At 56.7% G+C, this 15,734-nt stretch carries 6 protein-coding genes; 5 read left to right on the top strand and 1 reads right to left on the bottom strand.

Annotation, left to right across the window (positions count from 1 at the left end):
- Positions 1-27 precede the first annotated feature (27 nt).
- Positions 28-1,041 (bottom strand): DUF6268 family outer membrane beta-barrel protein, encoded by a 1,014-nt coding sequence (locus tag ACTG3T_RS06170; RefSeq protein WP_439101388.1) that lies wholly within the window; start codon positions 1,039-1,041, stop codon positions 28-30.
- Positions 1,042-1,196: 155 nt separating this feature from the next.
- On the opposite strand from ACTG3T_RS06170, the gene ACTG3T_RS06165 reads away from it, so the two are divergent.
- From ACTG3T_RS06165 to ACTG3T_RS06145, 5 genes are all read left to right on the top strand, one after another.
- Positions 1,197-2,510 carry a nucleotide sugar dehydrogenase gene (locus ACTG3T_RS06165; protein WP_439101387.1) on the top strand — a complete coding sequence of 438 codons (1,314 nt, stop codon included), beginning with the start codon at positions 1,197-1,199 and terminating at the stop codon, positions 2,508-2,510.
- A gap of 389 nt (positions 2,511-2,899) precedes the next feature.
- Positions 2,900-5,023, top strand: a complete 2,124-nt coding sequence (locus ACTG3T_RS06160) for a type I secretion system permease/ATPase (RefSeq protein WP_439101386.1) — start codon at positions 2,900-2,902, stop codon at positions 5,021-5,023.
- Entirely contained in the window at positions 5,020-6,453 is a 1,434-nt protein-coding gene (locus tag ACTG3T_RS06155) for an HlyD family type I secretion periplasmic adaptor subunit (RefSeq protein ID WP_439101385.1), read from the top strand. Before ACTG3T_RS06160 ends, ACTG3T_RS06155 begins: the two co-directional genes overlap by 4 nt.
- Positions 6,453-7,055 (top strand): helix-turn-helix transcriptional regulator, encoded by a 603-nt coding sequence (locus tag ACTG3T_RS06150; protein ID WP_439101384.1) that lies wholly within the window; start codon positions 6,453-6,455, stop codon positions 7,053-7,055. The genes ACTG3T_RS06155 and ACTG3T_RS06150 overlap by 1 nt, the downstream gene beginning before the upstream one ends.
- A 172-nt stretch (positions 7,056-7,227) precedes the next feature.
- A partial coding sequence (locus tag ACTG3T_RS06145; protein WP_439101383.1) for a retention module-containing protein occupies positions 7,228-15,734 on the top strand: 8,507 nt, incomplete at its 3' end.

Here is a 15,734-nt window from a genome sequence, read left to right as displayed (position 1 = left end):
ATAGAGAGTAAGAAAGACCGGCGATGTTTAAGGCAGCATCGCCGGTCTTAGCTTAAGGGATAGTGCAAAGAAGCCACTGGAGCCGACCCTGATCTCAGGGTCCTCGACTTGGCCGCTGTCACTGTTAAAGCGAAAGCCACGAAGCCCGCCAATACCCGTCCGCGCCTCAAGCCAGATGTTTTTATGGAGTCGCCGCTCAGCACTTAGGCCAAAATCCCAGGCATCCAGGCTTACCGCGACATCATTGTTGCCGGGCTGCAGGCTCCATGCAGCGCCAGAATGTGAGGCGCCAAGACGAAACATCCAGTCGGTAGTGGGCGAATAAACAATGGCCGGCCAGGGCATGATGGCACTGAGCGTCCATTGGGGGTTAATGACCCAGCTGGCCCCGAGGTAGGGGATCACATAGCTGTCGTTCGGGTTGTCGTCGCCGAACACACCAAAAGCCCACCAGAGCTGTTCGTTTTGCGTATAGCGCGCGAACACGCCGCCCATTGTCTGCAGAGTCCAGTTTGAGTTTTCCTGCGTGCTCCTATGACCTAGGGGCATCACAAAGGCGGCGGCTTGCCACTCGGCGTTCACCTGTCGGAACCAGCCAACAGGCATGCCCACGGTATCTACCCGAAAATCTTCGGTTTCGTCGTTCTCTGTCTCAAAGCGATTGCTGCTGAGATAACCGCCAACCACAACCGCATCGCGCTTGCCGACTACAAAAGGCACACCGGCCCCCGCCGAAGCTCCCTGCTGCGTAAAGTCCAGCGTTTGGTTTCTGGGAGCGCTCTCTATCTGCGCTTCGCTGTAGCTGCGGGCGCCGAGAAAGGCGATGGGGATGAACGGTGCGTTGGAATTGCTGCGCGGGAAGATAAACTCGCTGTTCTCAAAGTCCGTGACGGTGTCCTGCACAAAGTTTTGCGCCTGCAGCGGGGCTGACGCGAAACAGGCAATGCTGGCGAAAATCAGGCTTAGAAACGTTTTTGAGGTGTTAGGCAACGCGACGGCGATCTTGATGAACCCGGCGGTCCCTTTCGATAATAGTCCCATCGATACTCAGGGGGAACACAGATGATCCAAACGCATTGGCGCTGCAATGGAGTGGGTCAGTAAGCCGATGTTGCCATTCACAAGAATCTTCCTGCCCTTCGATGACGTTCGATCCTATACTCTCCCCCTGTAGCTGTAAACGCAGGGAGCAGAAATTGGAGAACCGGTACGCAGTAGCCATTTTGGGCCTTGGCTACGTTGGGCTGCCATTGGCGGTCGCCTTTGGAGCGCAGCAGCGAACCATCGGATTTGATCTGAATGAATCCAAGCTGAACGCCTATCGTCAGGGTCATGATCCGAGTGGAGAGGTGACAGGTGATCAGCTATCCGCTGCCAATCATCTCGAACTGACCAGTGATCCCTCGGCGTTGACGGATGCTGACATTATTGTGGTGGTGGTGCCGACACCTATAGATGATGCAAAACGACCGGATTTATCGCCACTGGAAGGCGCGTCTCTCACCGTCGGTCAGCACATGAAGCCGGGTGCTATTGTCGTTTTTGAGTCCACTGTATACCCCGGTTGTACTGAGGAGGTATGCGTACCGATCCTCGAGGAGAGCTCTGGATTGCCCTGGGCTGGGCGAAGAGGGGCTTCGGCAGGTCCGGGCTTTTACGTTGGCTACTCGCCCGAGCGCATTAACCCGGGAGATAAAACCCACCGGCTGGAGAGCATTGTTAAGGTTGTTGCTGGAGATACGCCGGATACCCTCGATATTCTCGCTGGTCTTTATGGGTCGGTAGTAACTGCAGGCATCCATCGCGCAGCCAGCATCAAAGTTGCTGAGGCGGCGAAGGTCATAGAAAACACGCAGCGCGATCTTAATATTGCCCTGATGAATGAGCTGGCCATGATCTTTGACCGGTTGGGCATCGACACATTGGATGTGCTTGAGGCGGCCGGTACAAAGTGGAATTTTCTGCCCTTTAAACCGGGATTGGTGGGCGGGCACTGTATTGGCGTGGATCCGTACTATTTGACCTACAAAGCAGAGAGCGCGGGCTACCATCCGCAGGTCGTTCTGGCGGGGCGCCGAATCAATGATGGTATGGGTAAATTCATTGCGGAGCAGACCGTTAAGCAGCTTGCGAGTCGCGGGCTGCCTATCACCGGAGCTGTGATCAACATTTTGGGGCTAACGTTTAAAGAAAACTGCCCGGATTTGCGAAATTCCCGCGTGCTGGACATTGTGCAGGAACTGCGTTCGTTTGGCTGCAATGTTGCTGTGCATGATCCCCTAGCGTCTGCAGCAGATGCGCTGGCCGAATACGACATCACGCTGACAGACTGGGACTCATTACCAAAAGCTCAAGTTACTATACTGGCAGTGCCTCACCTGGAGTACCGAGAGCGGTCGCTGGATACGTTTACCCGGCGAATGAGTGACGGGGGCTTTGTGGTGGATGTGAAGGGTGTTTTGGATAGAGATGCAGCAGCCAGTGCCAATTTATCGCTCTGGCGCCTGTGATGGGGCTCCTAGAGGCAGCACCGCGCGGGACACGCCCTTGTGACCGTAAAGCCCTCCAGCTCTGAGCCATTAGGCTGATGCATCGCTTTAACTGATGGGTTTAGTGGGCCTTACTTCCAAAGTTTAGCCGCCGCAATAGTCACTTTGAATTTGCTTGGGTATCTAGCAACTCTTGATTCACGTAGCCTATCCGCATCGCGGCGATGCGTAAGGGCCTATATGGCACACGTTTTTATGCGAGCAGCGGTCTTTGTGATGGTAACTTCCGCTCACGTTTTTGCGACGAATGTCGCATCAAAGCTGACGTGTGCTCCCGTGAACGAGTCGGTTGGTCAATCAACTGCTATTATCACAGCCTTAGATGCTGTTTGTGAGAGACCACTACCCCAATGATCAACCCCCAACACGACTCCCTGGTGGACTGCCTGCTGTTTGTCGCACGCTTCCACCAGCTACCGGCCACGGCGGAGTCTCTCACCGCGGCGTTGCCCGTGGGTCACGAGGGCCTAACGCCTGATTTGCTCCTGCGCTCGGCCGATCGCGCGGGACTTAATGCCCGACTTACGCATATCGCTCTCGACAAAATCCCCGATGCCGTCGCTCCCGCGATCGTGCTGCTAGAGGATAGCGCCTGCATTTACATGGGTGTCGATGCAGGCGGCGCCGCGCGCATTGTTTACCCCCACGCTATTGATACCGAAGTCACCGAGACCTTGGAGGCGCTGTCTTCCAAAGCCACCGGCCACGTACTTCTTGCGCGCCCCCGATTCAAGGTCGATAGCCGCGTGGCCGATACCGCTATGCAAAGTAATGAGGGTCATTGGTTCTGGAGCGCCATCCGCGCCCAGAGCCCGGTCTATCGCGACGTGCTGTTTGCCGCCTTCTTTATCAACGTCTTTGCCCTGGCTCTGCCGCTGTTCACCATGAACGTCTATGACCGGGTGGTACCCAATGCCGCCTTCGAGACGCTGTGGGTGCTCGCGGCCGGTATGTTTGTGGTGCTCATCGGTGATGTGACCCTTCGCACCCTGCGCAATTACTTCGTCGATCTTGCCAGTCGGCGGGTGGATATCGACCTCTCTGCCAAAATCATGGAGCAGGCCCTGGGCATGCGCATGGAGCATCGCCCCGCGTCGGTCGGCTCCTTCGCCGTAAACCTGCGCTCCTTCGAAACCCTGCGGGACTTTATTGCCTCGGCCACCATTAACAGCGTGATTGACCTTCCCTTCGCGATTTTGTTTTTTGTGGTGATCGGCTGGATTGCCTGGCCGGTGCTTATTCCCGTGTTGATCGGCATCACCTTGCTTGTGGGATTTGCGCTGCTCATGCGTCCGCGCTTGCAGCGCCTCACCGAGAGCTCCTATCAGGCGGGGGCAATGCGCAACGCCACGCTCATCGAGTCCCTCACAGGGTTGGAGACGCTCAAAGCCATGGGCGCTGAATCGGTGATGCAGCGCAAGTGGGAGGACAGCACGCGGTTTTTGGCGGGCATCGGTGTGCGCGCAAAGCTATCCTCCTCTTCGGTGACCCAGGCGACCGCCTGGTGCCAGCAACTGATTACTGTGAGCGTGATTATCACTGGTGTGTATTTGATATCTGCCGGAGAGCTCACCATGGGAGGGCTCATTGCCTGCACCATGCTTGCCGGACGATCTGTGGCGCCCTTTGGACAACTTGCGGGACTCATCACCCAGTATCACAACGCTCGTATTGCGCTGACTTCGCTGGATGCGATGTTCGATTCGCCCGTGGATCATCGCAAGGATGGTGCATATTTGTCCCGTGAGTCCTTTGCCGGTGGTATCGAATTTAAAGAGGTTGAGTTTAGTTACCCTGCCGCCGAGACCGTGTCTCTGCGCGGCGTGTCCTTTAAAGTAAAACCCGGCGAGCACGTGGCGATACTCGGACGGGTAGGCTCCGGTAAAACCACCTTACAAAAATTGGCCATGGGTCTTTATAAGCCCACCGAGGGCGAGGTGCTCATCGATGGCATCGACCTTAGGCAGCTGGACCCCCGCGAGTACCGCCAGGCTATCGGGTACGTACCCCAGGACGTCACGCTGTTTCATGGCAGCCTGCGGGATAATCTCAGTCTGGCCCATCGCGGACTTACCGACGCAGCGCTCCTGAAGGCGGTAGAGCGTGCCGGGATGGCGGAGTTCGTTAACCGACATCCCAGTGGGTTTGATATGGCGATCAGCGAGCGGGGTGATTCGGTAAGTGGCGGGCAGCGACGCTGCATTGGTCTGGCCCGGGCGCTGGTGCACGAGCCCAATATTCTGCTGCTTGATGAACCCACGGGCTCCATGGACAACTCTACGGAGAAAGTGGTGCTCGACAACCTCAAAACCTTTATCGAGGGCCGCACCATGGTGGTGGTGACCCATCGCAATGCCTTACTGGAGCTGGTGGATCGCATTATTGTGGTGGACTCGGGACGCATCGTCGCCGACGGTCCCAAAGAGAGCGTGGTCGCTGCCCTGCAGCAGGGTCGTATTGGTAAAGCGCAATGACTGACATGCATAACGCCCGCGATAACGCTGATGCCGCTCTTACCGCTGACCCCACCCACAACACGCCCTCCAAGGCAGTCGACGCAACAGCGGAGCAGCCCGCCATCAAAGCGGCGGCCAGCCCCCAGCCGTCCAAGCAGCTCGGCTGGAGCGAGCTCGCCGATCGTGCCGCCATCGAAGACGAGCCCCTGCGCGCCCGGGGCCTGCTTTACGGCATCGCTGCGGTGGTGCTGCTGCTCATTGTCTGGTCATCCTTTGCCGAGATCGACACCGTAACCCGGGGGCAGGGCAAGGTGATTCCTTCGCAGCAGGTGCAGGTGATCGGCTCCCAGGACGGAGGGGTGATTCGTGAGATTCTGATCAGCGAGGGCGATGCGGTACAGGCCGGTGATTTGCTCCTGCGCCTGGATCAGACGCGCTCCCAGGCGACCCTCGGTGAGAACCGGGTGGAGCTTCGCGGATTGAGCATCAAAGCCTCACGCTTGCAGGCCATGGTAGAGGGCGAGCCTTTTGAACCCACCGAGCTGATGCTCGCCGAGCTCCCGGACGTCGTCGAGCAGGAGGATCAGCTCTATCAGTCCTCCCTGCAAAGCCGTGAAGTAGAGAAAGATATCGCCCAGCAACAGCTCCAGCAGCGCAGCGAAGAACTGGCCGAACTCAAAGCCCGGGAGAGCCAGCTCAGCACCGAACAGCGCCTGGCCCAGCAGGAGCTGGATGTGACCCGGCCCATGGTGGCCTCGGGTGCCGTGTCGGAGGTGGAGATTCTTCGCCTTGAGCGTGAGGTCAACCGGGCCAGCGGCGAACTGGCTCAAACCCGCGCGCAGATCAATCGTGTAGGCTCCGCCATCGCCGAAGCGCAGGGGCGGGTGAATTCGGTGGAACTGGAGTTTGCCAATGAGGCGCGGGAGCAACTCACCGAGACCATGACACGGATCAATGCACTGAGCGAGGCTGCCGAGGGATTATCTGACCGTGTGCGGCAGACCAACGTTACAGCGCCCGTGAGTGGCACGGTCAATCAGCTTTATTACAATACCGTGGGCGGGGTGGTGTTGCCCGGTCGGGATATTGTGGAGCTGGTGCCGGCGGATGACACGCTGCTTTTGGAGGTGCGCGTGCGGCCCCAGGACATTGCGTTTTTAGCCCCCGGGCAGCGCGCCAACGTGAAGGTGACGGCCTATGACTTTGTGGTGTACGGCGGGCTGGAAGGGCGGGTAGAGCAAATCGCCGCCGATACGGTGCTTGATGAGGATGGCAATGCGTTTTATGAGGTGTCCGTGCGTACCGAGCAGGCGGACTTTGGGCCCGAGAGCCCGATTATTCCGGGGATGACCGTAGAAGTGGATGTGATTACCGGCAAAAAGACCGTGCTTGCCTACCTGATGAAACCGGTGCTGCGAGCCCGTCAGCGAGCGTTGTCGGAGCGGTAATGGAAACGTTTTTCCTGAGCTCCGGGGAGGGCCCGCGTGCGCGCTGGGCAAGTGCTTTTCCCAATTTGCGGCAGCTGCCGAATGCAGCAAATGTTACCGGTGGTCCTCACCTTGTCTTTGTTGACCTTGATGCGGTCGAAGACCCGCAAACAACCCTTCTGGCGCTCGTGGACCAGGGCCAACTGGTTGTGACCCTCAGTGCCCACCCCAATGAGGCACAGGCCTTTGCTCTTTTAGGCCAGGGCGTGCGTGGTTACTGCCATGTGGAGGCAGCGCCGCAACAGCTTGAGGAAGTAGCTGAGGTCGTTAGGAGCGGCGGTTTGTGGATGCCCCCCAGCCTGGTGCAGCGTCTTATCTCCGTCGGTCAACGGCTCGATACCGGCAAAGTCCGGTCGTCACAGGCGTATTTTGCTGATTTCACGCCCCGGGAAGAGGAGGTGGCTCTGATGGTGGGGCGGGGTTTTAACAACCGCGAAATCGCTGAGGCGCTGGACGTCAGCGAGCGCACGGTGAAGGCCAATCTCACGGTGATTTTCGAAAAACTCGGCCTTCGGGATCGCGTGCAACTCGCGCTCTATGTAAACCGGTTACCCATTCACTAGAGCTACCCATTCAGCCCTGCATGGGCGTCCTCTTATCGACTTTGACCGAGTTTGTGACGCAGATCACTGTTTTTTCCGTTTGACCGTCATTTCTGCCCTTTAGTACATACCGCCTTATGCCCCCGGGCCCTATCGTAGAGGTCTGAAATTCAGTTAATTGGTAATAAAAGTTATGGCTCAAGCAATCGGTACCGTAAATATTCGCGAAGGCAAGGTTTTTGCCCGTGCAGAGGATGGATCCTTACGCGCACTGGCGTCCGGCGACACCGTTTTTCAGGGAGAGGTCTTAGTCCCTTCCGCCGGTGCCGACGTTGAGCTGCTGATTCCGGATATGCCATCGATACAACTCTCGGGCGATACCGAGATGTTGCTCAATGCTGAATTGCTGGCCAGGACCGCCAACAGCGCGTCAGAGGCGGCAGTAGAAGACCCGACGATAGCGGCGGTAGTGGCTGCCCTTGAGGGTGACGGCGATATTCTGGAAAACCTTGAAGCGCCGGCCGCCGGTGGCGTCACGGGTGACGAGGGGAGTTCCTTCATTCGTCTTGGACGAATTGGTTTTGACCAGCCGGAGTTTGCTGTCTATCGAGCGGCGTCCGATCCGGGGTCACTCATTGCCGAGGCGGCAGAGGCGGATAACGACCTGCAGCTGCTGGCCACCAGCCAGGATGATGTTGTGGCTGACGATCAGACGCCGGTTCCGCCCACCGAAGTACCTCCGGTAGTGATTGAGCCGGAACCTGAGCCCGAGCCTGAGCCCGAACCAACCCCGGACCAGCCTCCCGTCGCCATCGATGATGAATTTGTCGGCGACTTCGGTCAGCTGCTGAGTGGCAATGTATTGCTCAATGACAGTGACCCGGAGAACACCAAGCTGACGGTGACCCAGAACACCCTGCCCGCCAACGGCACTGTTACCGTCAATCCCGACGGTACTTTTGACTACATTCCCGACGACGGGTTTAGCGGCGAAGACAGTTTCACTTATGTGGTTACTGACGAGGCCGGCAGCACCTCCGAAGCTACTGTCACCCTGGTGATTAACGAAGACACCGGTACGCCCCCGCCACCCCCTCCTGTGGAGAACGAGGCGCCTACGGCAGTTGATGACACTTTTGCCACGGATTTTGAAGCGACGGTCGCCGGCAATATCTTGCCCAACGACAGCGATCCCGAGAACGATCCACTGACGGTCACTGACAACACTGACCCCGCAAACGGCACAGTAAGCGTTAACGCAGACGGCAGCTTCAGCTATACCCCCAACGCCGGGTTCAGCGGCAGTGACACTTTCACCTACACCGTGAGCGATGGCAGCGGCAACACCGATACGGCGACGGTAACAGTGACGGTTGCGGATGAGCCCATCACGCCTCCACCGCCTGCGGAGAATCTTGCACCTTTTGCCGGTGATGACAGTACGTCACTCACCGAAGACACCTCGGCAACAATCACGGTTCTCAGCAACGACAGTGACAGCGACGGCACCCTCGTGCCGGGCAGCGTGAGCATTGTTAGCGGTCCGAGCAATGGCAGTGTGACGGTCAACCCTGACGGCACGGTGACCTACACGCCCGACGACGACTACGACGGTTTGGACAGCTTTACCTATACCGTTACTGATGATGATGGACTGGTGTCCAACGTAGCAGCCGTTGGTTTGACCATCAACAACGCCAGGGAAATTGCTCAATTCACTGACAACTGGGTCGGTGGTGTTGAGTACAGCAGCTACGCGAGTGAGGAAGATTATCTGTCCGGCAACGCCGCTGTCGCGCAGGGTTTGACGGGCGATCAAGGCTCTCCCGGTAGCTTTTCTTGGGATAATGGCGAATTTATCGTCTTTAAGGTGGGTGCTGTAGTTGTCGGAGAGTTTAGTTCGGAGCAACTCACGGGAGATATCCTGTTCATACACGATATCGCCGGTCTAGCGCTCTCCAATACCAACGCTGATCAGCTTGAAAACACGGCGATTTTCCTTCAAGCACTGGATAGTGACCTCACTGACGGTGACTTAAGCGATGGTCTGCAAACCAATGCGGTAAGCAATTCAGCGGCTGCTTTCAGCACGGGTATTAATATTTCTGCAGAGACCCGCGCGGCCTTTGAAGAGTATGTTGATCCGACTTCCGGTGAAGCCCTGGATTTGCAGGTCGCTGGTAAGGGGCAGATCTCTGACGCGCTGGCGACGCAGAATATTGAATTCACCCGGCAGTCAGAAGCCGATCCCATCACGCAAGATGGCCTACAGAATATCTTCGAGACAGATGCTATTGATCACGTGACTGAGACAGTCACGGCGTTGGCCGGTGATCGTGCGCCTGGTGAATTCGATACGCGACTTGAAGATATCATTCAGACGGGTAATGGCTTCATTGAATACAGCTCCGATCCGGCGCTGATCGATGTAAATGACGCCGACAAAAACCAAATCGATTTTGATGCGGCAGGTCTCTTGGCTACCGCCGCACCGCAGCAGGTCATTCTCGAGAACATGGAGATCGAGATTCCCGACGGCACGCCAGCACAGATCACCCTGGCGGATGGCTCTACCCGTGTTGTGGGTACCGTGGTGTATGACGACGCTACACGAACCGGTGCCATTGAGTTGGATCCGGCGTTGATTTCAAATGAGGAAATCGCAGACGGTCTCCTCGAATCCCTGACCTTTAGCTACACCATCTGGGACTGGACGGCGAGCAAGACTGTACAGCTCGATACGCTTGATACGTTTAAATCGCACCTTTCAGCCGATATCACCGACGTTGTGGAAGGCGAGCTCATTCAGTTCACGCTAAACAGCTCGCTGGTATTTGACGAGGATCAGGCGCTAACGGTTCGTTTCTCTCCTGAGGTATTCGGAGACAACTATGCCGAATATGCCGACGATTTTATTGTGCCCATCGAGTATTCAACCGATGGCGGCGGAACCTGGGTGGCGATGTCGCAGGTGGGCACTTATGAGCTCGATGGCTACGACCCCATTTTGCCTTCCTTTGGTTTTACGCTGCCTGCTGGTGCTGATTCGGTACAGATTCGAATCCAGACCTTTGACGATGTGCTTGACGAGCAGCCAAATACCAACGGGCCAGATGGGCAGGGTATCGAAGTCATTGATCTGACCATTGAGGGCGAGAATTTTTACACCGAGAATCTTCAGCCCGGCATTATCGATAACGACCCGAGCAGCGATCTGCCGCAGGTCGATATTGACTTTGTGCTGGTCAACGAGGAAGACGGATTTGCAGAACTCACGCTTTCATTGAGCAAGGCTGCAGAGGGTGATGTCTCGGTCGACTGGGAGACAGCTGACCTTGGGGCGATTGCCGGGCAAGATTACATCGCTGCCAGTGGTACAGCGGTCATTCCTGATGGCGATACGTCGGTCACCATCCAGGTTCAAATCATCGATGATTCCATCGTCGAGGACACCGAATTCGCGCTGGTGAATCTGACAGGTGTCAGCGGTAACGCAGTCATTGCAGACCCCCAGGGTACGATCCGTATTTTTGATAACGACGGCTCGGCACCGGCATTTAGTATCGAAGGCGCGGTGGTAGCCGAGGGTGAGCAGGTTACGCTGACCATTACCCGTTCTGGTGATACCAGTCAGGTGCAGGCAGTAACGGTTGCCTCGTTGTTGGAGGGCAGTGATAGCGCCGAGGCCAACGACTTTACTGCCTTTGGTCCGCAAGTGATTGAGTTTGGCGCGGGTGTACAAACCCAGACTCTTACCATCCAGACGACTTCCGATGAGATCTTCGAGGGCCCTGAAACGTTCTCGGTTACCTTGGCAGACCCGACTAATGGCGCGGTGATTGATGGTGCCGGGCAAACGGCCGTGGTCACCATTTACGATGATGGAACCGATACTGATCCGAATGACCCCGACGGCCCCATCGATGACGACCGCCCAGTCGTCACGATTGGCGATGCGACGGCAGAAGAGGGCAGCAGCGCTGTATTCGCTGTGACTTTCAGCAACGCATCCGAAGCACCGGTTGATGTGACCTTCACCGCCTCTGCGGAGTTTGGTGATACGGCGGAGGGGTCTGATTTCGACGCAGCCGGTCTTGTGGTGACCTACAACGACGGCGCAAATACGATCGCTGCAAACGACGACGGCTCCTTTACTGTACCCGCAGGCGTAACGAATTTACGTGTAGCCGTGCCCACGGTGGATGATGGCGTCTTTGAGGATAGTGAGACCTTCACCTTGTCTGCGTCGGTCGCTGATGCTGCGTACACCACAACGGATACCGGTGCGGGCGCCATTATCGACGATGGCACTGCTGATGATGGGGATGACGACGATAACGTGGTCGATGATGACCGTCCGGCATTCGCCATTGATGATGTCAGTGTCGATGAGAACGCTGGCAGCATTACATTTACCGTCACCAAGACCGGTGTCACCGAGCTTGCCTCAAGCGTCAATTATGCAGTGACTGAGGGCACAGCGCTTGAGCCTGAAGATTACGGTGTGAGCGACCCGCTAGCTGGAACACTCAATTTTGCAGCGGGTGTGACTACCCAGACAATTACTCTGGCTGTCACTGACGATGCGTTGGCCGAGATTAGCGAGAACTTCACTGTCGACCTCAGCAATGCCGTGAATGCCACTATTTCTGATGCGCAGGGCATTGGCACGATTACGGATGACCGTGGCGGTGATAACCCGGACGTTGATGAAGATGCGACGGCTGGGATTGTGGTCACGGGTGGCGGAACTGTCGAGGAAGCGGACGGTGTTTACCTGAGCTACAGCGTGAAGCTGGATGCGCCGGTTGGCGATGACATTGACGCTGCGTTGAAGCTGGGTAGTGACGCAGATAATGAAGCGACGTTCGATGCTGATTACAGCAATCTGGAGTTCTCGACGGACGGTGGTACGAGTTGGACGGCTTACGCCAGTGGTATCACCCTGCCGGCGGATGGCAGTGCTGTCCAGGTGCGTGTTGAGGTAGCCGATGATGCGGTGACGGAGCCGGCGGAGATTGTGACGCTGACGGCGACGAGCGCGGATACGCGTGCCACGAATGGCGTTGCGGGCGATAGTGCGATTGGCACGATCACGGATGCTAATACGCCTCCAGTCGCTCTAAATGATCCTTCATCATCGCCGTATACGTTGGACGTAGGAGAGTACGACTCTGACAAGGGCTGGAGTGCGACAGATAGTAACGGCCAAACGGTGACGATTTCTTACTTTGCCAAAGATGGCTCGTCGGGAGTTGCTTACACGAATGGAAACAAATTGGGCGTCAAAGACGCCGCGAGAGGTGACGATAACGTCCCGGAGCAAATTGAATACGACGCATCAACAAGCCAGTCTGAAGCACTAGTGGTTGAGTTCTCTGGTTACTTAACAGAGGTAAAGGTCAATACTGATCGTATGATCAGCAATGAGAACGGTGGTGAGCGCGGTCTGGTCATCGCGCTTTTAGATGGTATTGAGGTGCACCGCTGGGATGTTTCTGCCTCCGGTGGTGCCAGTGAGTTTGATTTAAGCACGCCCGGTGGCGAGGTATTTAACGAGTTGCGCTTCGAAGCCACCACCTACTCGAGCGGTGGCGATGGCAGCGATGATAGCTCAGACTATTTCTTGACCGGTATTTCGGGTTCAGGGCCTGCTAGCGCTAATGGTGCGTACACCGTATTTGAAGACGGTATTTTAGATATACCAGCGGCTACAGACAGCACCGATAACACTGTACTGGCCAACGACACTGACTCAGATAGCGACGATATTAGCGTCGTCGAAGTCTACGATGCGGGTGCTGAAGCGTTTGTCGCCATAACAAATGGGGCCGTGACGCTATTGAGTGGTGCGACCATCGAAATGAACAGCGATGGTTCATTTAAGTATGACCCCAACGAAGCATGGGACTCTTTGAACATAGGCGAGTTAGCAAACGATACGTTTGTATACCGAATCAAAGATGCCAATGACGGATCTGAAGGTGATGAATCTGGCGAGGGCGCTTCCCTTGAAGATGGCGATAGTGTCGCTACAGTAACGGTAACGATTATTGGTAAATCGATACCTGATCCAGTCGCGAAGCCACCGGGGGCGGATACGGTTTACCTTCAGCTGGGTACGGACGATTCGGTTGTTGAGGCGGACGGGGAAAAACTTGAGCATGTGATCAGTCTAGTTGATGATCAGGGCGCTGCAGTTGTGCTGGCTAGCGGAGAGACGATCACGGTCAGCTTGGCGTACAGCACTGATACGACAGAGTCGGCGGACTTCACCACTAAGCAAACGAGTGTGACGCTTACCGGAGATGGTGCTAAGAGCAGCTTCACGTTTGTTAACGCGCTGGTTGCGGATGATGTGCTAAATGAAGGCGCTGAGAGTTACAAGGTCGCCATTGATGAGATTACTAGTTCCACTGCGAGCGTCGGGAATCTGGCGGTTGCGTCTGAGTCGAATACGGCGACGGGCACGATCGAGGACGAGGCTTCCCCAAATGGCGACACCGCGATTGTCTCCATTGTGGGTGCGCAAGATATAGTTGAAGGTGAGACCTCCACGGCTTACACCGTGAGTGTTGATCAGCCAGCAGCGGATGTGACATCGGATATTACGGTGGAGCTGACGTACTCAGGTGTGGCCGCGGATGGTTCGGACTTTACCGGCGTGGCGAATGTGACGATTTCGGCAGGTTCGAACAGCACAAAGTTCACGCTGGATACGGTTGATGATGCGCTGGCGGAAGGTAGCGAGTCCTTCACGATCAGTATCGATAAGATCACGGACAGTAATTTTGAAGCGATTGAAGCGAGTGACACGGCGGGTAGTGTGGAGAGCACCATCCTCGACGATGACAACTCGCCGGTGGCTTTCGATGACTCGGGTACCACCGACAAGGGTGTCGAGAAGATCATTGATCTTGTAGATAATGATGGCGATGCCGACGGCGACCTCGATTCCACAAGCATCATGATCACCGCTAATTCTGGTCCCGACAATGGTGAGGTAGTGGTCAACAATGATGGCACGGTGACCTATACCCCCGACGACGGGTTTGCGGGTGCCGATACCTTTACCTACACAATCAAGGATGCGGCTGGTAACGTCTCAAACACCGCGACGGTCACCTTAACGGTGAGCAACGACCCGCCGACAATTGATGCGGAGTTTGGTCCCGTCACCATTACTGTCGACAACGTGCTCGACAATGACGGTTTTACGGTTCAGGCCTTCGACCTCAACGGCGACCCCGCCAATGTCTCCATCAACGCCAAGCCGGTGGGCTTCGGCGTCGAAGGTGGCTCCTCCGGTGCGAGCTCTGAAATTGGCGAGAGCGGCGGCGAGTCGGAGAGCCTCGACGTGACCTTCGGCACACCGGTCTTCGGTGCCCAGGTGTCGTTCTCGTGGATGAACCCCACCGAGGGCGCTTCCTATGAGTTCTTCGACGCCGATGGCAACTCGCTCGGTACTGGTGAGACCTCGGGTGGCAGTGATGGTGTGGATCCGTCGGTGACGCTCGCGCCTCCCGGTGGCGAGGCGTTCACCACGATTGTCTTCACCGCGCTGTTGACCGACGGCGAGGGCGGCGACGACTACCTGATCAACCAGATCGACACCAACTTCGTCTATGAAGCGGGTCTCGACGACGGTTCGGGTGTGGGTCCCACTACCACGCAGGTACTGGGCAGCTTCCAGGTCAATGACCCGGATGGCCTCGACGACATTGTCTCGGTGTCCATCGCAGGTGGCGAGTCCAAGACCTTCAACGTGACCGAGCTCCAGTCCGGCACCAGTACGGTAGCCGGTACATTTGGCACCCTCACGGTGACCGACTACGACCCAGGCACGGGTGTGGGCAACTACATCTACAACCTGACCACCAATGTCGACGACGATACTGAAACACCCACAGACAGCTTCACCTTCACCACCACCGATGCCAGCGGGGCGACCTCCGCACCCGACACCATCTCGGTGAACATCGGTGACGACGCGCCGATCGCCGAAGACGATACCTTCGACCTAGACGAAGACAGCGCGGCAACGAAGATCGACGTGCTGTCCAACGATACCCAGGGTGCTGATGGTGCCACGGTTGTCGCAGTGGGTCCGGCGGCCAACGGCACGGCAGCACTTATCGCAGGTGAGGTGTTCTATACCCCTGATCCCGGTTTCGATGGTTCGGACAGCCTCACCTACACCATCGAAGATACTGATGGCGAGCAGTCGACTGCGACGGTCAATGTCACAGTGAATTCGGGCAATGTGTCGCCGGTAGCGATTGATGATTCGGCCGAGACCGATGAGGACGTGTCGATCGACATCGATGTGATGGACAACGACAGCGACGTGGATGGTGAGACCATCACGGTCGACAGCGTGAGCCAGGGCAGCAACGGCTCCGTTTCGATCAATTCAGACGGGACGGTCAAGTACACGCCGAACGCGAACTTCAACGGTACCGACACGTTCACCTACACCATTACTGATGGCAATGGTGAGCCGGATACGGCCACGGTGACCGTGACGGTTGATCCCGAGAACGATCCGCCGGTAGTGGTTGATGACTCGACCAAGACTGATGAGGACGACAAGGACGACAAGGACGACAAGGACGACAAGGACGACAAGGACGACAAGGACGACAAGGACGACAAGGACGACAAGGACGACAAGGACGACAAGGACGACAAGGACGACAA

Origin of the sequence: Congregibacter sp., from assembly GCF_965660375.1 — a bacterium.
Taxonomy (GTDB): Bacteria; Pseudomonadota; Gammaproteobacteria; order Pseudomonadales; family Halieaceae; genus Congregibacter.
Note: the sequence above shows the minus strand (reverse complement) of the source record. Positions and strands in the feature narration are given on the sequence as shown.